Source organism: Dechloromonas denitrificans (assembly GCF_020510685.1).
GTDB classification, from domain to species: Bacteria; Pseudomonadota; Gammaproteobacteria; order Burkholderiales; family Rhodocyclaceae; genus Azonexus; species Azonexus denitrificans_A.
In genome coordinates, this window is record NZ_CP075185.1 from 2,029,461 (window position 1) to 2,054,562 (window position 25,102).

Annotated in this window: 22 protein-coding genes; 6 read left to right on the top strand and 16 right to left on the bottom strand. The window is 59.0% G+C overall.

The window, feature by feature from the left end; all coding sequences use genetic code 11:
• Nucleotides 1-29 precede the first annotated feature (29 nt).
• From KI611_RS09740 to KI611_RS09790, 11 genes are all read right to left on the bottom strand, one after another.
• Nucleotides 30-1,283, bottom strand: a complete 1,254-nt coding sequence (locus tag KI611_RS09740) for an oligosaccharide flippase family protein (protein ID WP_226419621.1) — start codon at nucleotides 1,281-1,283, stop codon at nucleotides 30-32.
• A gap of 34 nt (nucleotides 1,284-1,317) precedes the next feature.
• Nucleotides 1,318-2,331: a glycosyltransferase family 2 protein gene (locus tag KI611_RS09745; RefSeq protein ID WP_226419622.1), complete on the bottom strand. Its 1,014-nt coding sequence runs from the start codon at nucleotides 2,329-2,331 to the stop codon at nucleotides 1,318-1,320.
• A 10-nt stretch (nucleotides 2,332-2,341) separates the two neighbouring features.
• Entirely contained in the window at nucleotides 2,342-3,490 is a 1,149-nt protein-coding gene (locus KI611_RS09750; protein ID WP_226419623.1) for a glycosyltransferase family 4 protein, read from the bottom strand.
• Complete coding sequence (locus tag KI611_RS09755) at nucleotides 3,487-4,986, bottom strand: O-antigen ligase family protein (RefSeq protein WP_226419624.1); 1,500 nt, start codon at nucleotides 4,984-4,986, stop codon at nucleotides 3,487-3,489. The genes KI611_RS09750 and KI611_RS09755 overlap by 4 nt, the downstream gene beginning before the upstream one ends.
• Before the next feature lie 78 nt (nucleotides 4,987-5,064).
• Nucleotides 5,065-5,799: an exosortase-associated protein EpsI, B-type gene (gene epsI, locus KI611_RS09760; RefSeq protein ID WP_226419625.1), complete on the bottom strand. Its 735-nt coding sequence runs from the start codon at nucleotides 5,797-5,799 to the stop codon at nucleotides 5,065-5,067.
• Nucleotides 5,796-6,659, bottom strand: a complete 864-nt coding sequence (gene xrtB / locus KI611_RS09765; RefSeq protein ID WP_226419626.1) for an exosortase B — start codon at nucleotides 6,657-6,659, stop codon at nucleotides 5,796-5,798. Before xrtB ends, epsI begins: the two co-directional genes overlap by 4 nt.
• A gap of 14 nt (nucleotides 6,660-6,673) precedes the next feature.
• Nucleotides 6,674-7,585, bottom strand: coding sequence for a chain length determinant protein tyrosine kinase EpsG (epsG, locus tag KI611_RS09770; RefSeq protein ID WP_226419627.1), 912 nt, complete (start codon nucleotides 7,583-7,585; stop codon nucleotides 6,674-6,676).
• Nucleotides 7,582-8,997, bottom strand: coding sequence for a chain length determinant protein EpsF (epsF, locus tag KI611_RS09775; RefSeq protein ID WP_226419628.1), 1,416 nt, complete (start codon nucleotides 8,995-8,997; stop codon nucleotides 7,582-7,584). Before epsF ends, epsG begins: the two co-directional genes overlap by 4 nt.
• 72 nt (nucleotides 8,998-9,069) lie before the next feature.
• A complete protein-coding gene (gene epsE, locus KI611_RS09780) occupies nucleotides 9,070-9,882 on the bottom strand; it encodes a polysaccharide export protein EpsE (protein WP_226419629.1) in 813 nt (270 codons plus the stop codon).
• 30 nt (nucleotides 9,883-9,912) lie between these two features.
• Nucleotides 9,913-10,884 (bottom strand): EpsD family peptidyl-prolyl cis-trans isomerase, encoded by a 972-nt coding sequence (locus KI611_RS09785; protein WP_226419630.1) that lies wholly within the window; start codon nucleotides 10,882-10,884, stop codon nucleotides 9,913-9,915.
• Nucleotides 10,885-11,004: 120 nt separating this feature from the next.
• Nucleotides 11,005-11,379 carry a Crp/Fnr family transcriptional regulator gene (locus KI611_RS09790; RefSeq protein ID WP_226419631.1) on the bottom strand — a complete coding sequence of 125 codons (375 nt, stop codon included), beginning with the start codon at nucleotides 11,377-11,379 and terminating at the stop codon, nucleotides 11,005-11,007.
• 179 nt (nucleotides 11,380-11,558) lie between these two features.
• On the opposite strand from KI611_RS09790, the gene KI611_RS09795 reads away from it, so the two are divergent.
• Entirely contained in the window at nucleotides 11,559-12,068 is a 510-nt protein-coding gene (locus KI611_RS09795; protein WP_226419632.1) for a hypothetical protein, read from the top strand.
• A gap of 92 nt (nucleotides 12,069-12,160) precedes the next feature.
• Here KI611_RS09795 and KI611_RS09800 read toward each other — a convergent pair whose 3' ends face one another.
• The gene (locus KI611_RS09800) at nucleotides 12,161-12,571 is read right to left on the bottom strand and encodes a hypothetical protein (RefSeq protein WP_226419633.1); all 411 of its coding nucleotides are present in this window, start codon (nucleotides 12,569-12,571) and stop codon (nucleotides 12,161-12,163) included.
• Nucleotides 12,572-12,997: 426 nt separating this feature from the next.
• On the opposite strand from KI611_RS09800, the gene KI611_RS09805 reads away from it, so the two are divergent.
• From KI611_RS09805 to KI611_RS09815, 3 genes are all read left to right on the top strand, one after another.
• Nucleotides 12,998-13,381 (top strand): response regulator transcription factor, encoded by a 384-nt coding sequence (locus KI611_RS09805; RefSeq protein ID WP_226419634.1) that lies wholly within the window; start codon nucleotides 12,998-13,000, stop codon nucleotides 13,379-13,381.
• Nucleotides 13,382-13,394: 13 nt separating this feature from the next.
• Nucleotides 13,395-14,252 (top strand): fused MFS/spermidine synthase, encoded by an 858-nt coding sequence (locus KI611_RS09810; protein WP_226419635.1) that lies wholly within the window; start codon nucleotides 13,395-13,397, stop codon nucleotides 14,250-14,252.
• 117 nt (nucleotides 14,253-14,369) lie between these two features.
• On the top strand, nucleotides 14,370-14,747 hold the full coding sequence (locus KI611_RS09815; protein ID WP_226419636.1) for a PilZ domain-containing protein: 378 nt from the start codon (nucleotides 14,370-14,372) through the stop codon (nucleotides 14,745-14,747).
• Between the two features lie 34 nt (nucleotides 14,748-14,781).
• Here KI611_RS09815 and KI611_RS09820 read toward each other — a convergent pair whose 3' ends face one another.
• Together KI611_RS09820 and KI611_RS09825 are read right to left on the bottom strand one after the other, a co-directional pair.
• Nucleotides 14,782-16,953 carry an EAL domain-containing protein gene (locus KI611_RS09820; protein WP_226419637.1) on the bottom strand — a complete coding sequence of 724 codons (2,172 nt, stop codon included), beginning with the start codon at nucleotides 16,951-16,953 and terminating at the stop codon, nucleotides 14,782-14,784.
• Nucleotides 16,950-19,166: an HDOD domain-containing protein gene (locus tag KI611_RS09825; RefSeq protein ID WP_226419638.1), complete on the bottom strand. Its 2,217-nt coding sequence runs from the start codon at nucleotides 19,164-19,166 to the stop codon at nucleotides 16,950-16,952. The genes KI611_RS09820 and KI611_RS09825 overlap by 4 nt, the downstream gene beginning before the upstream one ends.
• A 551-nt stretch (nucleotides 19,167-19,717) precedes the next feature.
• Between KI611_RS09825 and KI611_RS09830 the strand changes: the two genes are divergently transcribed.
• Together KI611_RS09830 and KI611_RS09835 are read left to right on the top strand one after the other, a co-directional pair.
• Nucleotides 19,718-20,719 (top strand): DnaJ C-terminal domain-containing protein, encoded by a 1,002-nt coding sequence (locus KI611_RS09830; protein ID WP_226419639.1) that lies wholly within the window; start codon nucleotides 19,718-19,720, stop codon nucleotides 20,717-20,719.
• A gap of 72 nt (nucleotides 20,720-20,791) precedes the next feature.
• Nucleotides 20,792-21,688, top strand: a complete 897-nt coding sequence (locus KI611_RS09835) for an arginase (RefSeq protein WP_226419640.1) — start codon at nucleotides 20,792-20,794, stop codon at nucleotides 21,686-21,688.
• Here KI611_RS09835 and KI611_RS09840 read toward each other — a convergent pair.
• Together KI611_RS09840 and gcvP are read right to left on the bottom strand one after the other, a co-directional pair.
• Entirely contained in the window at nucleotides 21,679-22,221 is a 543-nt protein-coding gene (locus KI611_RS09840) for a DUF2946 family protein (protein WP_226419641.1), read from the bottom strand. The genes KI611_RS09835 and KI611_RS09840 overlap by 10 nt on opposite strands.
• Nucleotides 22,221-25,100, bottom strand: a complete 2,880-nt coding sequence (gene gcvP, locus KI611_RS09845) for an aminomethyl-transferring glycine dehydrogenase (protein ID WP_226419642.1) — start codon at nucleotides 25,098-25,100, stop codon at nucleotides 22,221-22,223. Before gcvP ends, KI611_RS09840 begins: the two co-directional genes overlap by 1 nt.
• Nucleotides 25,101-25,102: the final 2 nt, after the last annotated feature.

Below are 25,102 nucleotides of genomic sequence, written 5' to 3' on the forward strand. Positions count from 1 at the left end.
CGGTGTTTAGGGTATGCATTAGCGGGGACCTAGGCATTCGGTAGGCCAATGATGACCTGACGACATTTCACTATTGAGTAAAGTGTGTCTAGTACATACCGGAGACAGTAGGCCATTGAGACTGCCGCCAGTCCGAAAAACGGCAAAAGAACGACTGCCATGCCTAGCCACATTAGTGAAAACCCAATATCGGTTGCGGCAACCCACCAGGTAAATCCCTTGGCAACGACCACGTAGCGGATGTACCAGGCAGTGGCCTGCATGACAACGCCGGCGAGTTGCCATCCCATGATTTGTTTTAACGGGAGGAACTCGGCGGTATAGAGCAGGGGAATCAGTAGATCGAGGAGGAAATAGATTAGTAGCGCGCCTACCATAACCACCGGAATGATCCGTGTGCCGCCCCTTTGCAGTTCGGAGCGCATTTCCTTGCGGCTATGAATTTCGGCGAAGCGTGGCAGGTAATGCATGGCAAAGAGTGCTGAAAACACCGAAAAATAGAGATCGGCGAGGCGCGTTCCAGCCTGCCAGTAGCCGACATGCTCCAGATCCAATTGGCTGGCGATTGCATTTCGCAGCAGGATGGGAACAACGGCAATGGTGGTCGCAGTGATGATCGAAGAGGCAAAAAAATGCAGAAAATTGCGCCGAAAGTTTTCATCGCTCCGTAATGAAAGAAACTGAGCCAGCCAACCGCTGTTTCGGTACTGAACCAGCAGCAGCAGACTGGCCAGCGTTGCCGACAGCGCCAGCGACCAAAAAGCGCCGTGGATACCCCAGAGCGGAATCATGATCACGGCAGAGATCGTGCCAGAGAGGGCGATCAGCAATTCGCTAACTGTCAGCGATTTCAAGCGACGCGTGCCGCGTGCCGTGGCGATGAATGTGGTATTGAAAAATACCGGGAGCAGCGCCAGCGCGGCGAACACGACCTGTAGTGCATATTCTCGCGAGTGAAATAGCCACACGGAGATTTCGCCAGCCCAGGGGATGGTGAGTGCGGTCAGAAAAACCCCGATCAGGAATGAGAGACGGATCGCTTCACCGACCAGTTGTTGTCTCTTTGCAGTATCGTCAATACGTGCAATTTCTCTTGTCAGAACAGTCGCGATGGGGGCTACCAGTGGACCACTGAAGACGCTGAACAGGCTCCAGAACTGCCCGTACAAGCCAACGCCCACTGGGCCAAGGTAAATGGCGGCAATTTTTACATTGAGCAAACCGAGACCGAGGCGGGCTGCGGTCTGGACAAGCGAATGTATAGATGCGCGGAGGAGACTCATCTGGAGTTAGCGCCCGAACCGGTGCCCGGCAACATCATCGTGGTGTTCGCAAGGCTCGACCGGCTAGACGGGCCATTTGCCTAAGACTCGGTGCTTGACCTAGCTCAGACAGGGAGGCTCGCGCCTTGAAAACCGTCGAGATACCTTCTTTGGCCGCGCCCCGCCACAGGCTTAACAGGACTTCTTCACAGACTTTGCGCAGTAAGGATTGGTCGTAGAGACGGCTGGTTTCGTTGGCTTGGAGAATTTTTACCATCCAGCGCCCGGCCCATTTTGCTTCAGTCGATTCGATTCCATCGGTAGTGGCATGGGAGATCTTTTGATGGAGTTTGGCTTCTGCGTTGTTTGCAGAAATACCGACTTGCGTCAGTAGGCGTTGCTGAGTAGTCCAGCAGTCTGCCTTGATCTGTGGCCAGCGCGTGCCCATCAGCCCTTGAGTGTTGATGCGATATTGAATGAGGTAGTTTGGTAGATAGACAATATCCCAGTTCTCGGCAATGCGGCTGGTAAGGTCGTAATCTTCTGCCAGCATGGTTCTGAACAGATCAGTCGGAAGGGCGTTTTTTCGGATCATCAGCGAGGACGCGATAAAGGGGTTCCGGAAGACAAGCATCGGGCGCAGCAGGTTGTCCGGATATGGATTGCTGCGCAGACCGGCCTTGTTTCCCGCCTCATCAATGAGCTCCGCCCATGTGCCCACTAATCCCACGCCGGGGTTGTTTTCGAGAAAACGAACTTGTTTGGCTAGGCGATCTGGCAATGCAACGTCGTCGGAGTCGAGTAGCGCGATGTAGTCGCCCTGTGCTGCATGGATGCCGGTATTTCTTGCCTCGGCCAACCCCTTGTTGTTCTCGTGCTTGAGGTAACGAATGCGCTGGTCAGTAAATTTTGCAATGACTTCGGCACTGGCATCCGGTGATGCATCGTCGACAAGTATCAGCTCCCAATCGTCCATTGATTGGTCGAGAACGCTCTGAATAGAGTGCGCCACATAGCGCTCAACCTTGTACACCGGCATGACGACGCTGATCTTGGGTGTGCGTTCCAAAGCAATACTCCTATGGGGCGCTTTGTGTGGGCTGGTCAGAGTTGTGCCCGTGCGTTTTGAATAGGTGATTTTCATAGCTGCTGACAGCAGGAGCACCAAAGCGCTCATTTACAAAGGCGTGGGCCCGAAGTCCAACTGCCAGGCGGGTGGTGGTGTCATGCAGAAGCCCCTGCAGGGCCAAGGCCGTCTCGTTTTGCGTGACGCACGCGCTCCCGAGATGCTTTTTTTTAATCAGGCCATCCGGATCGAAGGTGGCGACAACCGGTGTTCCATTCGCCCATGCCTGCAGGTAGGTGTTTGGAAAGCCTTCCAGTTCGGATGTGTTGAGAAACAGCTTGGCACGGCTGAACAGTTGTCCTGTTTCGCGATGCGGGATGCTGCCCAGAAAATCGAGATTGGGCAGTTGTGATGCTTCTTTTTTTGTCGTGTCGAATAACTCGGATTGGTTTGTGTACGGGCCGCCTGCCATGACGAACTTGACCTGCGGTAGCGACCTTGCTAATTCGATCACCCATTCGGGGCGTTTGACCGAACGCAAGTTGGCGAGCCAGAGTACATCTATGTCACGGCTTGCCTGGGGGGCTGGTTGATCAGGAATATCAACCAGCATGTCGGCAATTTCCGAATCAAGGCCATAGTTGGTTTTCAGTAGCGTTTGCTGGTGCCTTGTCTGAACCAGTATGCAGCTTGCTTTTCGGATACCCCATTCGTATAGCCAACGGTCACGGGCATTCGAGACAAGAAGGCGGTCCGGGCAGCAATCTGCATCGGAGGCAACCCGGAAAACAAAACGTCGTTTGTGACGTGCGCAGAATGCCGCCACATAGCCAACGATACTTCCGGCGCAGCTGACGTAGTAGGTGTCTGCGTCGGCTGTCGTTAGGGCTTGCCAGAGCGTGGTCAAACGCGGGTAGATCATGCGCAGTACCGGTAGCCCGGCGTCAGCGCGGAAGGTTTTTAATACGCGAACATTCTCGATTCGCGTTTCCTGAGCTTGGCCGAAGTCTCCGGTTACCAAGGCGGCATCGGCACCTCGTCGAGCGAGCACTCTAGCAAGCAGTGAGTGCTGGACCTCTTCGCCACCGGGGCTGACTCCTGGTACGGGCTCGCCAGACAGGACAGGCCAAGCAAAATAGCTTACGAGACAGACTTTACTCATGTCGCTTGGCTCGGGATATGCAGTTTCAGGTTCTCTGATAGAGATTCAGTCTTGGGTCGCGCTCTCAGTCCGCCACGCCCGATCAACATGCCGACCGCGCACCAAAGGGGGGTTTGGGCAACGGTTGGTGTAAAGCGGTCATCGCTGATCCCTTGCAGGGCTAGGACCAGCATGGCCACGCATGCGCCTTCGAAGAGATGGCGCATGCCAGGGTCGGGATCATTTTTTGAGTAGTGTAAGAACTGCCTGAACAGGTAAATGAGGAAGCCGACGATCAGGGCACCGAAAAGAATCCCGTAATCGTAGAGAAGCCCGAGGTAGGCACTGTGGGTGTGACCGGCTAAAAGCATGGTGCCATTCAGCAGGGGGCGTGACCACATGATGGCCGAGGGGCCATGCGGGAATAGCCAGGTCAACGAGAAATCGTCGAGCAAGGGCAGCCATATCTTGTCGAGGCGGCCTGCTGATATTTCGGCACGGTTGCCAGTTTCGACACCGGTTCCGAGGCGTTCCATGATGGGATCGAAAAAGACCAGGCCGATAACGGCGGCGATCATGAGGAAAACGATCATGGTGCCGATTTGCCGGCGGCGAACGAGGAAGATGGCATTGATGACAATGAAGGCAGCGATACCCGCCCGGGAGAATGTCATCAGGACGGCAATGGCTATGGCAATCAGAGCCATGAAGAGCAGGGCGCGGGAAAAGCCCTTGTGGCCGGCCAGCGAGAAGATGAGCAGAGCGTAGCCGAGGTTTAGACAAAGGCTGATTTCATTGGCATGCATGCCGAGAATCGACAGGAAGCCGCGGGCGTTGGCGCCCGAGAGCAGGCTGATCGAGGCGCCGGAGATGATGAAGGCACCGAGCACTGCGCCGGCCAGCATGACGCAGCCAGCCGAGATGATGTGGACGTAACGGGCCGGGTGCCTGGCTTCCTGAATGACGAGGGCCATCAGAAAGGCTGCGAGAATCACGAAGTTCGGCTTGATGAACAGGTCCCGGAAGTAGCCAAAGCCGGAACTGAAGCTGACGAGCTTCATGGTCTCGAAAGCTTGGGGAATCAGATGCACCTTGGTCGTGCCGAGGAGCGCCGCCAGCATGAATGGCAGCAGATAGGCGTAGATCAGCGAAGGTGTCCACGGGATCGAAAGCTTTCCGGCATGGCTGATGGTGTAGCTGAAGATGGTGCCGAGGATGAGCAGATTGATCGGATTCAGCCCTTGTACGCCGAGCAGCTCGCGGGGGATGAAAACGGTTCCGGAGATGTGGATCAGCACGAGGACCAGCACGGTACCAACCCGGTAATCGAGTGCTGTCCAGGCCAGGAAGATGAGGCCTACGATAAAGGCGGGGACAATGATCCCGGCGATGGGTATGGCCATCCCGAAAAAGACGACCATGAAGGCATAGCCGAGGCTCAGCAATATCCAGCGGGCTGGCGGTAAACGCTGAAAAGCTTCTGCAATGAGTTTTTGAGAAGCGATCAGGCTCGCCATGTCGAAATTTCCTGTATTTGCTACAACGCTATTGAGTGAGTAAGTCTTGAATCAAGCAGTTGTCGATTGTTCATTGGCTTAGTCGTTGGCCGATCTGCCGAGTAGTTTCTGGCGCAACTCCGGGGGCGTCGCCTGAAGTAGTTGATTGGCAAATTCGATTTGACGGCTGTAGGCGATTTCGGGGTTGGTTTCAATGCTGGAAACACGAAACAGATAGCCATCGGGAATCAGGCCGGAGAAGGCGTATTTCATCTGGGCCAGCTGGCGGTCCACATAGCTGCGCACGATGCCGTTGCCCATGGTGAACCAGTAGGTGACCGGTTCCGTACGGTATTGATGAACTGCGACCATGCGTGTCACTGGAATCTGAGCGCCGCTGATGGCAATTACGTCGTGCTTCAAGTTGTTGATCTGGAAGCCTTGCGCGGCATAACAAACCTCTTGTCTATGGGCTCGCATCTCCCTTGTTTGCGAAGCCCCATAGGCAACGGAAAGCATGATCCGCTGCCCCTTGCTGTTGACGTAGGTGCGGCTGACGGTCTGGTCGTAAATCTGTTCCAGCGTAGCCCGCTGGGCAGGTGAGGGGTTGATTGGAACAATGCTTTCGTCAATCTTCCAGTCGCCAAACGTCTTTGGAATACTGCTGGCGATGTCGATTTTTGGTGTGCTGTCGGCGAGGTGCCGGGTCGGTGTCAATGCAATGCTGCCGAGCGCGGCACAGGCCATCAGGGCAAAGATCAGCATGGCTGTCGGCAAGATGGCGAATGACTTCATCCATGGCCAGAAGGCCGGCAGCGCGGGCGCTTTGTTCATGGCTGCAAACCTTTATTCTGGGTGCTGAAGCGCAGCAGTGAATCCGTTGCAATGATCAGCATCAGGGCGGAAACGAACAGAACCATGCCGGCAAAACCATGAATGAATCCCTGGCCGGCTTCGTCTCCGAAGTAGTAAGTGATCAGGGTCAGAGTGATGACTCTAATGACGTTTGCGGTGAACGAAATTGGAACGATCAGAACGGCGAGGGCGGTATTTCGCGTCCAGGATTCATGCTTGATGATGTGGAGATAGAGCAAGCCCATCGCTTCCAGTGAAAACAGGGTGTGTAGCCCGGCGCAGGCATCGGCGACCAGCAACTGGTACTGACCCATATAGAGGATGACGCCGTTGCGTGAGATTGGATATCCCACGGTGTAGAGGATGTTTTCGGTGACGTAGGAGACCGCGATCTTCATGGGCATGGTCAGCATATCGACAATGGCGCCGGGTAGCGGAATCATGAAGAAGAGGAAAAATATGGGAAACCAGACGGCCTTCAGTCCCTTGCTGCCGCGCATCAATACGATTGCCGCCGGTAAAACGACAAGCAGCGAGCCAATCTCGAAGAGGGCGAGCCCCTGGGAGCGGCCAAGCGTGTAAATGATTAGACCGATGACCAGGAGCGGCCAGCCGATGGTGGGTAGTGGATCAATCGGTGCGTCCAGGAGGTCGTGGCGCAGGCTCCAGAAGAGGTAGAGGGCGACCGTGAGAACTATCGGCCCGTGAACCTGATCGTCGTTTCGCCAAACAGTGCGTGCCAAATCGACAAAGGTCGGCAAGAACAGCATCGCAATGCCCAGGAGTACCGGGAACCATTGAATGAATGGACTTGGCAGCGGTTTGCTCAAGGTATTCACGAGTTTCACCCCGGTTAATTCCCGTTGAGAACCGAGCCAACCACCGTCGCGCCGGAGTGCCGCAGCGAGTCGGTAAGTTCCCGAAGGCGGGCGGCTTGAGTGACGTCTTTCCGGCTGAGTACGATGGCCCCCCCCGCTCTGGAGGCGATCATCTGGGCGTCGGCATAGGCGCCGCCGATCGATGTGTCGAAAAGGATGACGTCGAACTGTCTTTGAGCACTTTCCAGCAAGGTTAAAAACTGTGGGCGGTTGAACAGTTCCTGGGGGTTGGGCGGTATTGCGCCAGCCGGCATCACCGAGAGGCCGAGCAGGTCGGGAATGCGGACGATTGCTTCATCCATCCCGGTTCGGGCGGCAAGAACTGCAGATAGGCCGTTGCGATTGCCGAGTTTGAAAATTTCGTGTTGCCGGGGGTGGCGCAGGTCAGCATCAATGAGCAGGGTGCGCTCGCCAAGTTGCGAAAATACGACCGCCAGATTGGCGGCGATGTAGCTGCGTCCTTCCCCCCGCTCGGGGCTGGTCACAGCCAGCATTTTGTTGCCGGACTCGCCGTCAAACCAGCGCAGCATCAGTTGGCTGCGCAAGGCGCGTAGTTTTTCGACTATCGGGCTGAAGGGTTTGTAAGCGGCGACGACCTCTTCGCTGAGACTGGTGTCGCCAGGCATCAGGTAGGGGTACTCGAACTGATGGGATAGGGCGTAACGGACATCCGCTTCGGTCAGCAGACCGAGTTGAATGGCCGCATCGCCAAAGCGAAGGCCACCTTCCTTTTGTAGCTTGATGATGCTTTCGGCCGCGTCCGTGCTCAGTCGTCCGGCATCCATCAAGATCGTGCCGATGGAGCGGGAAGCCAGGCCGTGATGTTGGGCAGCACGGGTGATGATGGTCTCACTGGGTTGGGCGAAGTTCATTGCTCTTTCACTCATGCTGGGCGTGCTTGGCGCGTCAGGAACAGGCGGCTCAAGCGCGGAAAGACGCTTGTCCAGTGTTGGTTGTTTTGTTCTGGTTCAAGGACGGCAAGAACGGGAATGCCTAATGTCTGGATCAGGTCTTCGCTGGATCGAATGCGCCGTTGGCTGAACTCAAGCAGGAGAGAGGTGCCAACGCCAAGCAGAATGCCGACGAACATCGACAGCAGGATGTTGCGCATAACCTTGGGTTTTGACGCATTGAGTGGCTCCGTCGCTGGATTGAGCACCGCGACATTGGTCTGGATGCTCTGCGATTCAAGCCTGCTCTGCGTGGTGCGCTGGCCGACGGCGTCGAAGGCGCGCTGGGCGGTTTCGACTTCGCGGACCAGCAGATTGATCTCGTCGCGCTGCTTCTTCAGTTCGAGAATCCGCATTTTTTGGGCATTGACCGCGGCAACCAGTTCGCTCTCCTTTTGCTTGCTGATGTTGCCGGCGGTGCCGATTGAGCTGGTGATGCGGCCGATTTCGGCGTTCATCTTGCTTTTCAGTTCTTCCAGCTCGGCCTGCGAGCGCAGGTATTGCGGGTGGTTCTGTCCGAGGTTGCCGGAGACTTCCTTGAGGCGCGATTCCAGGCGGGCGATGTCGCCCTTGAGCTGGCTGACCAGGCCGCTTTGCATCACTTCCGGCATGGTGTCGGCGCTGCCGCTGCTTCGGCGCTTGCTGCTGGCGTCGGTGCCCTGGGCCTGGGCAATCGTCAGCTGGGTGGAGAGTTCGTTGAGCTTCTGGGTCTCGTAGTCGAGACGTTCGTCGGTGGCGACGATGCCGGACTTCTGCTGGTAGTCGGAGAGGGCGTTCTGGGCCGTATCGAGGCGCTCGCGGTACTGCTTGCTCTGCTCGTCGAACCATTTGGCATTCTGGCGTGCCGGCTCGATGCGCAGTTCGAGATTGACGTCGATGTAGGCCTGGGCATAGGCGTTGGCCATGGCGGCGGCAAAAGCCGGGCTGCTGCCGGAATAGCTGATGGAGATGACATTGCTTTCGCGCGAGGGTTTTACGTCGAGTTTCTTCTGCAGCAAACTCGCCAGCCAGGGGGCAATCTGCCCCTTGCCTTCGGTGGATTCCTGCCATTGCTCCTTGATGTTGGGGTTTTCATCCATGCGCAGCATCTTGATGACGCGCATCGTCACCCGGTCGCTGTTGATGATGTCGACCTGGGTGGCCATGTAGCCGGGCGCCATCAGGCCGGGCAGGACAACCCCGGCAATCGGGTCGGGCGACTTGACGTCGAGCACGACGGCGGTGCTGGCGGTGTATTCCTCCGGCAGCAGCAGGCTGACCACAGTGGCGGTGAGCACGGTGGCCAGGAAGGTGAAGAGCACGAGCTTGCGGCGCGCCCAGAGAATCAGCAGAAATTGTTGCAGGGTCATGGATGCATCCTTGTAGACCGGGCTGCTGTCCTGCATCCCCGGTGTTGCTCTGGCAGGTCAAAGGTCGGCATGTCAGAACAGGCTTTCGCGCACGTAGATCACGTCGTCTTGCATGACGGCCTCGTGGGCATCGAGTGAGATCTTGGCGACTTCGCCGCCCGGCATTCGGCGGTGCACCCGGATTCGGTCTTCCGAGCCGCGCAGGGTGGGGCCGCCGGCCTGGGCCAGCGCCTGCTGAATGGTCATGCCGCGTTCGATGCGGTAGGAGCCGGAGCGCTGGGCCTCGCCGTAAATGTAGAAGACCGGGGCGCGGTGGACGTAGAAGACATCGCCGCTGGCCACCAGAATGTCATCGGCGCTCTTGTCGCCGATGTAGATGCTGGGCAAATCGATTTCCTGACGGAATGGTTTGCCGTCGCGGATGCCGGTGAGGATGATCGTGTCCGACCCCATCGGGGCAATGCCGCCGGCCATGGCGAGCACGTCGGAGACCCGGGTATTGGCCGTTTCAAGCGGGAAACGGCCGGGCCGGTTGACCTGGCCGAGGACCGAAACCTGGTTGCCGCGTACCTGCATCAATACGATGTTGACCTGCGGCTTCTGCACGAAACCGCCTTCCTTCAAGCCGCTGGCGATGCGCTGTTCGGCGGCTTCGATGGACAGGCCGCCGATTTCGACGGTGCCGATCAACGGGTAGGTGATGGTGCCGCTTTCGGAAACGCGGGAGTCGAGCGTGAGGTCAGGGTTCTGGAAGACGACGATGCGGATGGCATCACCCTGGCCCAGTTTGTAATCAACCTTGCTCTGGTTGTCGGCAGCTGCGCCGTGCGACACGGCGAGTAGCATGCCGAGACAGCACACCAGACGGTGGATTGCCTTGATCATTGACGATTTCCTTGGTTTGGGTAGCGCGGCCTATTTGAGGCCGGCGACGCCTTTTTCGAGGGCGTTCGCCGCACCGGGGGCGGCTTTGCCGGTCTCGTTCGCCGCTGCCGGGGCGGCCGCTACCGGCGCCGGACTGGCCGGCGCTGCGGCAGCCGTCGCAAAGTCGCCGACGTATTCGATCTTGGCCGCTTCCTTCAGCTTCTTGATTTCCTCGCCCACCGCCTTGGTGTTGCGCTGGTTTTGCAGGAACTGCTGGATCCGCGGCTTGGCCGTGGTTTCATCGACCGGCCCGGACTGCGAGGCGAGTACGCGCATCACGTAGAACATCTGCGGGCCTTCGATCAAAGCGGTCTGGCCATCCTTGATTGCGGCCAATTGGGGCAGCAGTTCGATCGGCAGTTGTTCCGCCGCGCGCGTACCGGCACTGCCACGGGCCGGGATGTTCTTGCTCTTCAGCCAGCCGGCGATCTCTTCAAAGGACTTGCCGGAGGAAACATAGTTCTTCAGCTCGTCGAGCGAGCCGGCATTCTTCGGAATATCCAGTTCCTGGATGTTGTAGATGCGGCGCTTCGCGAACAGATCGGGGTGTTCGTCGTAATAGCGCTTGACCTCTTCATCGGTGGCGCGGGGCTGGGCGGCGGCGATCTGTTCGACGTAGCTGCGCGCCAGGATTTCGCGGCGGGCGGCTTCGATGTTGAGCAGCACGTCCGGGTTGCGGTCGAGTTTCTTGGCCAGGGCTTGTTCGACGGCAAGTTGCTGGTCGACCAGGCGATCGAGAATTTCCTTGCGGGCGCGCGGGGCGTTGTCGTTGGTGACGCCGGTGGCCTTGGCCAGCAAGCCGTTGATCTGATGTACCGAGATTTCCGCGCCGTTAACTTTTGCGGCAACCTGCGTCGCCGCGGCTTTGGCGCCGCCCTTGTCGTCGCCGCAGGCCGTCAGCGTGACAACGAGCAAGGCGCCGAGCAGTGGGGGAAGGATCTTTTGAACTTTGTTGGCGTACATCGAAGGAGCTTCCTTTTTTGAGAATGAATGCGGTCACAGCCGAAAGACCATTCTAGAAAGCCAACATGTCAAAAAGATTAAATCAGGAATATCCCTTCATTATCGGTAGGTGGAAGAGCGTCAGGCCACTTGGCGTGGCGCGACGATCTGGTTGAGGGCGCGCAGTCGTTCGGCCAGTACCCGCATGACCTGGGTGGCGAAAAACGGCGTCTGCTGCGCCAGATAGAGGAAACGTTTTTCGTCGATGGCGACGAACTGGCAATCGGTTTTGGCCAGCACGCTGGCCGAACGCGGCCCGGGTGAGACGAGGCCCATTTCGCCGACGATATTGCCGTGCTGCAGGGTTTCCACGACGCGGTTATTGACGATGACGTCGGCCGTTCCGGTCGTCAGTACGTACATCAAATGTCCGTCTTCGCCCTCGTTGAAAAGGGCTTTTCCGGCATCGACATGAACGATGTTCGGGTTGTTGGCAAAGAGTTCAAAGAAAACCATGGGTGAGTGCTCCGAGAATAAACGTATGACTTTTAGCATATGAATTTCTCGGTCGTCTTGTTCAGAATTGTTACAAATGAGCAGTTGAATCACCGTTGATTTAAGGACCCTTGTGCTTAATATTTTTGCAACAGTGGCGCGCTACGCTGGCGTAAATTCATTGTGTGCCGGAGAACCCGATGTTGCTGACAGCCCCGCAGATAGAGCGCTCTCGCGAGCATTCGCTGAATAATCTTCTTGGTTTTTCCAGCGCCTGTTTCGATGCGGGTCATCGCCTGCTTGAACTGCTTGCCGATGTCCGCAGCGAATCCTTCTCTCACCGCGAAGCGGGGATGTCTGCGCTGACAAGTCCGCTGGCTGTGCGTTTGATTGATCAGGTTTACGAAATCGCCGGTGATACCCACAAGGCAATAATCGAGGCTACCCAGATTCAGGTCGGTATTTTGGATACGATGGTTTACTCGGCCATCGACCGTGTCAGCAAAGGCAGCCCTTGGGAAGGCATGGTTGCATTGAAGGCCGTGCGGGCAACTGTTGAAAGTGCAGAACAGACTTTGCACGGAATAAGCAATACGGCGATTCAGGCGGTTGATTTAGTCGAGCAGGAGATCCGCCAGGTTTCCGAAAGCCTCACGGAGAAAAAGACGGTGCCCAGCGTTGGCAACAAGAGCCGCAAGAAAACACAATAATTCGCCGGCAACGGCGTTAATACGCTTCTCTCTTTTGCCCGGCCTTGCCGGGCTTTTTTTATCTGCTCGAAAAATGATGCCGGAGATCTTTGTCAGAGGCGATTGGCGGTTTGCCGGCCACCACCAATTTCCAGCGTTGAAATGAACGCTGGAATGTTGGAAAACCATCGTGATGCGTTACTTGCGACAGGCAGCTTGCCAAAGATTTGCTCGGGGTCGCCGCCGCAAAATATCGTTTTGATCGATTGCCGCATACCTTCGGCCATCACGACTTCGCAGATGCGTTTCTCGTCCTCGGACAGCGTTTTGCCGGCAATGGCCAGAACGACGATCCGGTCCGGTTCCTTGGCGGTTTCCGTGCGCAGCAATTTGAGAGCGCGCTCTGGCGACTTGCCGAGTACGCGAAAAATGATCAAAGACTGCCCCTGCGCTTGAGCCGGGGTGTCCTCTCCGGCTTCGCCCATTTCATGGCGGCGCAAGCTAATGCGAGAAATAAACTCCATCGAAAACCTTCTTGACTGGTTGTGTTGCGAATCGACTACTCGGGCAGGTCGATCAAGGCCATGCAGGGTGCGGTTCGATGTTCACTACTGGTTGTGTGCGTTATATGTTAATAAAATGATAATTGCTATATAACCATGCACGCCTATAATTCTAACTCTATACGAACACCATGCGCACTTCTGTGCGTGATTTCTGATCCGACAGCGGCAAGTCGCCTCGGCTTTCCTGGCGGGGCAAAGAGGCGGTGGCTGAGCAGCAATGAAACCAGCAGTAGTGCCCGCAACAGCCAGAGGGTAGGGGCGGGTATCAAATAAACAGACAAATCATGATCCAAAAGCCAGCCGATGTTATTCAGTAGAAAAATCGCCACAGATTCGCCTGTTCAGCCGCCATTCCGTACCCTGATCATCAGTTCGGATACGGCAATGCGCCAGAGCATTCATGGCTGCCTGCAGACCTTCAAGGATTTTTCCCTGCTGGCGGATTGCTATAACGGCATGACTGGCTTGAAAGCCATTGCCAATCTGCAGCCGGATCTGGTTTTCGTTGTCGCGCCCTTGCCCGATCGCGTACTGGGCCACCTGATCAAGGACGCCAAAAGGAAGCACCCGGCAATACGCATAGTCGTTGTCGCCAACTGGACGGAGTTTGCCGGGTTTGCCCGGGCCAATCACAAGGGGGCTGACGGTTTTGTTTCGGAGCGCCTGTTGTCCCGAGAGTTGCCCTTGATCCTGGCTCAATATCCCCAACTGGCCGCGACCTGGGGTGCCCGGTTCTCGCCGTGGAAAACCGGCTATGGCATGGCCTGATGGCGGAGATGACTTGAACACCGTTTCCCCCAAGGTTTTATCGATTCCGAGTCCGTTTGCCGTAAATGGCGTCATCAAGGTTCTCGAAGCGCCGGATGCGGATCCGTCTATCTTGCTGAATCGCCTGCTCGATGGGCGCTACGAAAAACCCTATGTCGTTGACGATGGTCATTCGCGCGCCCTCTATTTTTCGTTTTCCTTTGTCCAGAGCGCCATGCGGCTAAGTCAGCCGAATTCCCTCGAGCTTGCCTACACACGAAAGATGATGAGTTTTGTGCTGTTTACGCCGCAGCCGAAAAGCATACTGATGCTGGGTCTTGGCGGCGGTTCGCTGGCCAAGTTCTGCCATCACCATTTTCCGGACACGCAAATCACGGTGGTCGAAATCAACCCCGATGTCGTGGCTTTCCGGGACGAGTTCAAAATTCCTCCCGATAGCGATCGGTTTCGGGTGGTCTTGAGCGATGCCGCGCTATATGTGGCTTCCTGCGCTGCCAGTTTCGACGTGATCGTCACCGATGCGTTCGACAAGGACGGTTTTGCCAGTACGGTATGCAACCGCGAGTTCTATTTCAACCTCCGCCGATTGCTCGCCGCTGACGGTTTGCTTGTCGCCAATCTGGCCGGGCGGCGAGAAGAGCGAAAGGTGCATCTGAAAATGCTCGGCGACTTTTTCAACGAACGAACGCTTGCCGTCCCGGTTGGTCGCGATGACAACCATATCGCGATTGCTTTCAATAATCGCGATTTTGCCCCTTGCTGGCAGACTATCCGCAGGCGAGCCAAGGCATTGAGGAGGACGTTTGATCTGGATCTTGAGAAATTTGCCGATAAATTCGCGCGTAGCGAAAAGATCGCCCATCGTCAGTGATATGGAGCGCTAGCTAATCGGGTGGTTCTTCTCCCGCAGGCCAAACTTTGCCTCACTGAAAAAGTCTCGTAACATAAGCCGCTTACGCTTCCGGAATTTTTCTTTTGCAGGTGTCAGATGCCCAGTTCAGAACGCCGTCGCTTTCCCCGTTTTCCGTTTCATTCCCAAGGGGCCCTGAGTGTCGCCGGGGGCGTGCATCAGGGCATGATCCTGGATGTTTCGCTGAAAGGCGCGTTGTTCAGGGCCGACAGTCTGTTTGGCGTGGAAGACGGCCAGATGTGCTGCCTGGATATTTTTCAGGCGGGTCAATCGGGTTTCTGCAGTGCGACAGCCCTCATGGCCTACCGCAGGGAAAACCTGGTCGGGCTTGAATTCGTCGATCTGAGCGATGGCGCCCGGCAACTGCTCAAGCAGGTGATCGAGATGAATCTTGCGGTCGATACGCTGCTGGAGCGTGATTTGCCGGCCATGCTGGGAACTCCCGGCACGAATTAAGCGGCGCGTGGTTGGCCTGGGCCGGCGCCCGCCCTCAAAACATCGGGCTGGCAGTGAGAAATTCTTCCAGGCGGCCGACCGGCAGCGGATGGCTGAAGTGGTAGCCCTGCATCTGGTCGCAGCCGAGGTCGGCCAGCGCCTTGAGCTGGGCGGGGGTCTCGACTCCTTCGGCGAGGACGCCGAGATCGAAGCTTTGAGCGAGGCCCATGATGGCGTGCACAATCGCCCCGGAACCATGTGCCGAGCTGAGATCGCGGACGAAGGACTGATCCACCTTGATGCTGTTTACCGAAAAGCGGCGCAAGTAATTGAGCGACGAATAGCGGGTGCCGAAATCGTCGATCGAGATCCGGATACCGGCCCGGCGCAACTGGCGCACTTTGGCGATCACCGTTTCGGCATCCTTCATCAGCAGGCTCTCGGTGATTTCGATTTCCAGCGATTCCGGCGGCAAGCCATGTTCGCCCATCGGGCCGGTAATCCGCTCGAACAAGTCGCTGCGCTCGAACTCGCGGGGCGACAGATTGATGCCCAGTTTCAGATCGGTAAAGCCCTGGCGCTGCAACTTCGCCAACTGCGCGCAACCGGTCTGCAGCACCCAGTCGCTGATCGCCACGATCATGCCGGTTTCCTCGGCCAGCGGGATGAACGAATCCGGGCTGATCAATCCCTGGGTCGGATGATTCCAGCGGATCAGCGCCTCGAGTCCGACCACCCGGCGCCGGGACAGACTGATCTGCGGCTGGTAATGCAGCTCGAACTGATCGCCCTGCTTGATGGCCAGACGCAGATCGTTTTCCAGCGACAGCCGTTCGACATGCGTCGTGTTCATCGCCGGATTGAATTCAAGGTAACCGTTTTTGCCCTGTGCCTTGGTCTGGTACATCGCGATGTCGGCATTGCGAATCAGCTCCTCCGGCGTCACCCCGTCTTCCGGGAACATCGCAATGCCGATGCTGACGGTGGCGGTGAAATCCTGGTCGGCGACGGTGAACGGCTGTTTCAATTCGTTGAGGATTTTTCTGGCAATCAGGACCAGGTCGTCGCGGTTCTCGATATCGGGCAGCAACACGGTGAATTCATCGCCGCCCTGGCGGGCCAGGGTGTCACCGGAACGCAGGCAGTTGCGGGTGCGCTGGGCGAAATCCTTGAGCAGCTTGTCGCCTTCGGGGTGGCCGTAGGTGTCGTTGATCAGCTTGAAGCGATCGAGATCGAGGAACATCACCCCGACCCGCTGATTGCGCCGCATCGCCTGGGTCAGCGCCAGTTCCAGCCGGTCGGTGAACAGCGTGCGGTTGGGCAGACCGGTGAGCAGGTCGTGGAAGGCCTGGAAGGTGATCATTTCCTCGGTGCGCTTGCGTTCGGTGATGTCGCGCGCGACGCCGGAAGTGCCCATGAAAAACTGTGGTGACGCCGACTTTTCCGGGGTGTAGATGCCTTGCGAACTGAGTATCGCAACGACCAGGCGGTGGTCGAAATGCAGGGCGCCATTCTGCTTGTTCTTGAGCCGGACTTCGAAATTGGTCGTGGCGCGCTCGCCGATGCGTCGTTCGTTGAAGGCGTAGCGCGCTTGCTCGACGTCATCCTCATGGACGATGACCGAGTAGTGCTGGCCGAGCAGTTCCTCGCGACGATAGCCGAGCAGCGTTTCGACCCGTTTGTTGAGGAAAATGAAATGGCCGCTCTCATCGAGGGTGTAGATCAGGTCGGGCGATTGTTCGACCAGGAAACGATGCAGATGCTCCGACTGCTCCAGCTGGCCGGCCATCACCGCATACTCCTGTTCCATCCGGCGCCGGCGCAAGGCGCGGTCGACGCTCTCGATCAGGTCCTTGGGGTCGCTGTGTTTGCGGATGAACTCGAAGGCCCCCTGGCGCAGGGCGTGGATGGCCGAATCGATGGAGTGGTCGGCGCTGAAGACAATGACGGATGTGGAAACGTGGTTGCGTCCCATCCATTCCATGATTTCGATGCCGCCGATGTCGGGCAACTTGAGGTCGAGGACAACGACGTCGATGTCGGCGCCGGCCAGCCGCTGGATGGCTTCCTTGCCGGTACCGCATTCCTCGATCGTCCGGCCGGCCCCGGCCAGCAATTCGCGATAGGCGTTACGGAAGCGGAGCTCGTCATCAACGATCAGGATGCGCTGGCTGCCGGAAATTTCCGGTATACGCATCAGGGAATCGATACCAGTGGCTACGTTCATTTTGTCTCAGTTCCTGACAGCGGTCTCAAGGCAGTATCGCTGGTGCCTGGGCGGGGTTTGAGTGGAGTTGCCTCAACGACGAATTTCGGTAACAGCAAGGCGATGCTGGTGCCCTTGCCGGCCTGGCTGCGGCAGGTAATCGGAATAGCCTGGCGGCTGGCCAGTTCGCCCACAATGGACAGGCCAATGCCGCGCTTGCCGGTGCTCGGGACATCCGGGGCATGGTGGATCGAGCGCATCGCCGTTTCCGACATGCCGGGACCGTTGTCATCCATGCGCACCTGAATATAGGTGTTGCCGTTGTGGACGACGTGATCGGTCAGTGAAATCCTGATCTGTTGCCCGCTGGTCAGTGCTTCGGAGGCATTTTTCCAGAGGTTGAGCAGGATCTGTTTGAGGCTGTCGCGCTCGCAAAGTACGCGCAGAGGCTCGGCGGGCTGGCTGGTTTCGACCCGGATACCCTTCTCGTGAAACAAGGGTTCGCGGTAGAGCAGGAGCAATTCGTTGATCAGCTCGCCGACATCATGGCCGTGGGCAATCGGCTGCTCAGCGGGGATCTCGCTCATGCGGCCGACAATGCTGGCGACCCGGTCGATCTCTTCGGTCAGGATTTCCAGTTCCTGCCTGACTCCGGTTTCTTCCGGCAACTTTCGATCAAGAATCATCAGGTAGCTCTTGATGATGCCGAGTGGATTGCCTGCTTCATGAACGATACGGCGCGCCTGGCGGGTGAAGCGACTGGATGCTTCCTGTTCCGCCTGCTGGCGATAGCTGCGTGCTTCGTTGAGGGTTTCCAGGCTGATCGCGGCAATCCGCCCGAAATTGAGCAGCCAGGGGAGGCGTCGGGAGAGTCGGGCATGCTGTGACTGGCTGAGTCCGCAAACCATGACGCCGGTCACCCGGTTGCGGGCGATCATCGGGATGCACAGCAGTCCCGGCGTGGCAAAGGCCCGGGCAAACTGGATGTCGATCAGCGACACTTGCGGCGTTTCCGCGGCGTCGAAGGAACTGCAGATCTGGCGTTGCAGCGCGGCGTTGCTGAGCAGCGAGTGGTTTTCCTCGAGCGGGATGTCGACCTGGCGGAAAAGCGCTGGCTGACCGCCAATCGAGGCGCCCGAGAGGGTGCCATCGGGTGAGGTGCACAACAGGAAGGCGACCCGGTTGAGGTCGAACAGGATGCGGGCTGATTCGCGCAGCGAGAGAAGCACCTCGGCATCGCTCTCCAGCGTAAAAAGATCCTGCTGCAGCGGCTGCAGCAAGGCCATGCCGCCGATCATTGCCGAAAGCGCTTCCTCGGCATCGTCTTCCCGGGTTTTTTGCGGCGTGGCGAATTTGAGTTTTTCCCAGACCCGAATGTTGCTGACCTTATCGAGGCCATGCAGGTCGAGTGCTTCGGCGATCAATCGGGTACGGGCTTCCGCCTGGTCGCGCAACTGAGCCAGGTTCTGGCTACCGGCCGTGGCGAACAATTTTTGCTGCAGCAGATCCAGTTCGGGAGAAATTTCCTCGCTCGCTGCCAGTGCATGGGCCAGCCAGACCAGTTGCGGCAGCGCGGTGGCGGTGACTATCTGTTCCGGCGACGCATGGTGAAAGAGAATTCCGTCGGCAAACATCGAATCCAGATGCCACTGTTCGGTCAGCCAGGTGCCGATTTCTCCGTGGTGTACGCCAAACTGGGCTGTTTCGATCGGCGGCAGCGCGTTCTCGTTGGAACAGCTTGCCAGTAGCTGAGCGTAAGGTTCACCGAGCGCCGAAAGCAGGATCAGTTCGCCGATGTCGTGCAGGAGCCCACCCAGATATGCCTCTTCCGGATGTGGATAGCCGGTCGCCGAAGCCAGGCCGCGGGAAATCTCGGCAACCAGCAGGGAGTGCGACCAGAATCGCGATAGATCGATGGCCGGGGTGCCTGCGCGCCGGTCAAAAAGGCCCTGGATCGACAGGCAGGTGGCAATCGAGCGGACCAGCCGGGTGCCGAGGGCAACGAGACAACCCTCAAGGCTGCGCAGCTCGGAGCCGCGCGTTAATGCGGGAGAATTGGCCACGCTCAGTATGCGCGTCGCCAAGCCGGGATCCTGTTCGACCAAGGTAGCCAGCTCACCCATCGTGGTCCGTTCGTCATCGACCATCTGCAGCAGGCGCAGCAGCAACTGGGGCGGCGACGGTACCCTGCCAGATTCGATGGCGTGGATGATGGGTTCGGGGAGCTTGTACATGACTAACCCAAATAGGCACCGGGAGAGTGAATAGGGAACGGGCTCAAATTGTCGAGTTGACGAGTTCTGGTGGTTATGCTGTTTTTTACTTAAATCAGATTCAATTAAAACATAACTCTCTGTCTCTTATTGTGTATTTATCGAGAAAGCTGATGAAAAACGCTTCCTTGCAACGAAGCGGGATATCTGCCTGGTATCTGATAGCTTCGAAGAGAAAAGCGGTGTTTGGCATTGGCAAAAAAATCGCCAGGGAAACGAATAATTCGCTGGCGACGGGACCTTCCTGTTTATGCTTATGCGCTCGGCGCAGCCGAGGTTTTCACGGAACATTCCGGTTCGGGAGCGTCGCGGCTGAGCTTGTCCTGCTTGCTTGTGGCGCAGGCGACCTGCGCCGATCGCGGGGCAGGCGGTCAAAGTGACCTATAATCGACGCCTTCGCGGCGGGCCCAAGGCGCCTGATCGAGCTCTTGATCACCGGTGTACCCGGTGACCCGCCCGCTATATCGAAAAGTCCGGTTTTGTCGCGGATTTGCAATTATGTCGGCGTAATGATGAATTCCTATGCAATTCTTGGCGTTTCGCAAGATGCCTCCCTGGCGGATATAAAGCGCGCCTACCGCAGGCTCGCGATGCGCTGGCATCCGGACAGGAATACCGATCCCGATGCCACCGAACGCTTCAAGCAGATCCGTGCTGCTTACGATTTGTTGCTGACGGCAGACCTTTCCGATGATGCCGACACTCCTCCGGACAACGATGTCGGGCCGGAAGCCGAGGAAAGCGTTGCGCGGGCCGCCGATATCCGTCTCAATCTGACGGTCAGTCTGGAGGAGGCCGCCGCCGGTTGCCGGAAGACCGTCGCTTATACCCGTGGCAAAGCCTGTCCGACCTGTGCTGGATCGGGCGAATCAGGCATGACGCGAACGCGCTTCTGCAAGGTTTGCCACGGTAGCGGCCGGGTCCATGGCGCCAAGCGCGAACTGGTGCCATGCACCGACTGTGGCGGACGCGGGTTTTTCAGCGAACGCATTTGTCCCGACTGCGCGGGAAGCGGCCGGGAAACTGCTAGCGTCAGTCTCGAAATTACCGTCCCGCGAGGCATGCTGCCCGGCGACGAACTGCGTCTGGCCGGGCAGGGCGAGGCGGCGTCGGAGGGGCTGCTGGCCGGTGATCTGTACCTGACCATCGTGATCGCTACGCATCCCCTGTTTGAACTGCATGGCCGGGATCTGCACTGCAGCATGCCGGTCAGTGCCCTGTTGATGCTGGCCGGCGGGGAAGTCGAACTGCCCTCGCTGGCCGGGGTGGTGAATCGTCTACTCGACGCCGGCCCGCCGGATGTCCGCGAGCTTCGGGTTTTCGGCAAGGGCTACCCGGGGCGGGGCAAGGTTCATGCTGGCGATCTGGTGGTCAAACTGACGCCGGTGTTCCCGAGCCGGTTCAATGCGCGGCAGCGCAAGCTGTTGCTGCAGGCCAATGCGGCTCTGATGGACAATCTGCCGGAGAGTTATCCGGAGATTGCCGCCTGGCAGGCAGCGAACGTTACGGAATAAGCGCTTGCCGCTGATGGAGCGTGGCATGCAATTAATGGCCGGCGCGCTGGTCTGATTTACCAGGAGGTGAACATGGCGAGCAAAATCCGCATCATCGGCGCGGCCAGCGGTCTTGGCGCCCAGGACCAAGGCTGCGAGGACGGCCCGGTTGCCTTTCATCGATCGCAGGCCTGGCATGAACTGGAGCATCATCCGCGGGTCGATTGGGGGAGGACGCTGTTTGCCTCCGATGCCCCGGGGCTGTCGGAGTTCGGCCGGATTGCCGCCCTGTGTCGTTATCTGGCCGACGAGGTGGCGGTCGCCTTGCGGGCCGACGAGTTTCCTCTCGTCATCGGCGGCGACCACTCGGTGGCGATTGGGACCTGGAGCGGCGTGGCACGGTTTGTCGGAGCGCCGCCCGGCTTGCTCTGGATTGATGCCCACCTCGATAGCCATACACCGGAAACGAGCTACTCGGGCGCCGTGCATGGCATGCCGCTGGCGTGTCTGCTCGGCCGGGGCGACAAGCGTTTGCTCAACATCGGCCGGGTCGGTGAGCAAGTCAGCGCGGCGCATACGGTGGTGCTCGGGCCGCGCAGCTATGAGCCGGAAGAAATGGATTTTCTGCGCCAGATGGGCGTCCGGATTATCGACAGCGACGAGGTACAGGCCCGTGGTTTTGCCGCTTGCCTCGACGAAGCGATCGGCATCGTCGCCAAGGCGCCGGCCGGTTTCGGCGTGACGCTCGATCTCGACGCCATTGACCCGGTGCTTGCCCCGGGGGTTGGCAGCCCCGAGCCGGAAGGTTTGTGGGATGGCGATGTGCTGGTGGCGATGCGCCGCCTGTCGGCGATGCCGGGCCTGCGTGCGGTGGAAATTGTCGAATACAACCCGGATCGCGACTGGCAGGGGACGACGGCGCGGCTGATCGCCGATCTGATCGGCCAAATACTGCCCGGGGTTACCGGGCGAGACCACGCTCAGGGCTGAGGCTGGGGATTGAAGTTGTAGCGTTTGGGCAGGTCTGCTGCAACGATTGGCTGGATCGGCAGTTTGTGCCAATAAACATGCCCGGAACCACCACCGAGCAGCGCGAGGAAGTCCGCTTCGTCGGCCGGCTGCTCCTTGGCGGTCCTGCATTGACCGAGAAAACCGGCCAGATCTCGGTCATCGAGCAGGCCGATACCCAGTGTGGTGTGCAGCAGGATGCTGCCTTCTTCATCGAGATAGACAGCCTCGACGCTGCCGGCGGGCTGGCCGGTGTGGCTGACGAAGGCATCGTCGGCGCTACGAAATACCCACGGCGTGCAAGCCAGGCTGACAAAAACCCGCTGCGGCCCGTTTTGCAGAAACCAGCAGCCTGATTCGTCACAACCGTACTGCCGGTTGATGAAGGCAATCAGGCCGCTGTGCGTCACGCGCTCCCCCTGCAAACGCCAGTCGCCGCGCCGGTCGAGCGACAGCCAGTCGTAACAGGCGGGGACGTTGGGCCACTTGGCGATGGCAGAGAGATCGACGGCCATCAGTCGGCGTACGCTGACATCGGCGGGCAGGCGCAGTTCAGGTTGCGGTCGCCAAACACATCGTCGATGCGATTGACGCTCGGCCAGAACTTGTTGGCCGCCACCCAGGGCAGCGGGAAGACCGCCTGTTCGCGGCTGTACGGATGCGGCCAGGCGGCATCGACGACATCGGCCAGGCTATGCGGCGCATGCTTCAGCGGATTGTTGTCGGGCGTCCAGACGCCGTTTTCGATCTGGCGGATTTCCTCGCGAATGCTGACCATGGCGGCGATGAAGCGATCCAGTTCGGTTTTCGATTCCGACTCGGTCGGTTCGACCATCATCGTACCGGCCACCGGAAAGCTGACGGTCGGGGCGTGGAAGCCGTAGTCCATCAGGCGCTTGGCGATATCGGTTTCGCTGATGCCGGTGACGGCCTTGAGCGGGCGGATGTCAAGGATGCATTCATGGGCGACGCGGCCGTTCTTGCCGAAATAGAGCACCGGATAGTGGTCGTTGAGCTGTCGGGCGACATAGTTGGCGTTCAGGATGGCGACTTGCGTTGCCTTCTTGACGCCGCTGCCGCCAAGCATGGCCAGGTACATCCAGGAGATGGTCAGGATTGAGGCCGAGCCGAACGGCGCGGCGGAAACCGCGCCCTGTCCGGCGTGCGGGCCGTCGATCGTGGCTACCGCGTGGTTGGCCATGAACGGCGCCAGGTGCGCCTTCAGGCCGATCGGGCCCATGCCCGGGCCGCCACCGCCGTGCGGGATGGCGAAGGTCTTGTGCAGGTTCATGTGGCTGACGTCGGCGCCGATGAAGCCGGGCGAAGTCAGGCCGACCTGGGCATTGAGGTTGGCACCGTCCATGTACACCTGGCCGCCATTGGCATGGACGATGGCACAGATGTCGCGGATGGCTTCCTCGAAGACGCCGTGCGTGGACGGGTAGGTGATCATCAGGCAGGCTAGGTCGGCAGCATGTTGCTCGGCCTTGGCCTGCAGGTCGGCGACATCGACGTTGCCGTGCTCGTCGCAATCGACGACGACGACCTGCATGCCGGCCATCTGGGCGGTTGCCGGATTGGTGCCGTGCGCCGATTTCGGGATCAGGCAGACCTTGCGCTGCGCTTCGCCGCGGCTGGCGTGGTAGCGGGCAATCGAGACCAGGCCGGCGTATTCGCCCTGGGCGCCGGAGTTCGGTTGCATGCAGATGGCGTCGAAGCCGGTCACCGTCTTCAGCCATTCGGTCAGGCCGGCAATCATTTCCTGATAGCCCGCCGTCTGCTCGCGCGGCGCGAACGGATGCAGGCCGCCGAATTCCGGCCAGGTGACCGGAATCATCTCGCTGGTCGCATTCAGCTTCATGGTGCAGGAGCCGAGCGAGATCATCGAGTGGTCGAGCGCCAGGTCCTTGTTCTGCAGCGATTTCAGGTAGCGCAGCATCTCGTGTTCGGTGTGGTGCGTGTTGAACACCGGGTGCGGCAGGATGGCGTCGCTGCGCAACAGCGTACTCGACAACACCGGGTCGGCGGCAACCTGAGCGTCGATGGCATCCACGTCAAGCGTAACCTGGGTGATCAGCTTGAACAGCGTGGCGAGATCGTGGCGGGTGGTCGTTTCGTCCAGCGCAATGCCGAGCACGCCGGCCGAAACGCGGCGCAGGTTGTAGCCGGCGCCCGAGGTGTCGCGGTAAATGCTTTCGGCGCGGGCGCCGAGGTCGAAGTGCACGGTGTCGAAGAACTGTTTGGTCAGCACGTTGATGCCGGCGCGTTTCAGGCCGGCGGCAAGGATCGCGGTCAGCCGGTGAATGCGGCTGGCGATGGTCTTCAGGCCTCGCGGGCCATGATAGACGGCGTACATGCCAGCCATGTTGGCCAACAGTACCTGCGAGGTACAGATGTTCGAGTTGGCCTTCTCGCGGCGAATGTGCTGTTCGCGGGTTTGCAGCGCCATGCGCAGCGCGGTGTTGCCGCGGGCATCCTTCGAGACACCGATGATGCGGCCCGGCATCGACCGGACAAAGGCTTCGCGGGTGGCGAAGAAGGCAGCGTGCGGGCCGCCAAAACCCATCGGGATGCCGAAGCGCTGGCTGGAGCCGAGCGCGATGTCGGCACCCATCGCGCCAGGCGACTTGAGCAGGACCAGTGCCATCAGGTCGGTAGCGACGGCAACGGTCGCCCCCGTGGCCTTGAGGCCGGCAATGGTGGCCGTCAGGTCGCGGACTTCGCCGTTGTCGTTCGGGTATTGGAGCAGGGCGCCGAAGAATTCTTCGTCCTTTACCGTGTCGAGCGCGGCAATCACCAGTTCGAAACCGAAATAGCCGGCGCGTGTTTTGACGACATCGATGGTCTGCGGGAAGCAGGCAGCATCGACCAGGAAACGGTTGGATTTCGATTTGGAAACCCGGCGCGCCATGGTCATCGCCTCGGCGGCGGCGGTCGCTTCGTCGAGCAGGGAGGCGTTGGCGATTTCCAGCCCGGTCAGGTCAATGACCATCTGCTGGAAATTGAGCAGCGCTTCCAGCCGACCCTGGGCGATTTCCGCCTGGTAGGGGGTGTAGGCGGTGTACCAGCCCGGGTTTTCCAGCACGTTGCGCAGGATCACCGTGGGCGTCAGTGTGTCGTAATAGCCCATGCCGATACAGGACTTGTTGATGACGTTCTTGCCGGCGATGGCTTTCAGCGTCGCCAGTGCGTCGTGCTCGCGTTGCGGGGCGGGCAGCGGCAGGTCGGCCGGCAGGCGGATGGCGGCGGGCACCGTCTGATTGATCAGTTGATCAAGGCTGTCGGCGCCGATGGCGGCGAGCATGGCAGCCACTTCAGTCGGGCACGGGCCAATGTGACGGGCGATGAACTCGTCACGCTGCTCCAGGGCGGAGAGCGGTTGATTGAGCGGCATGG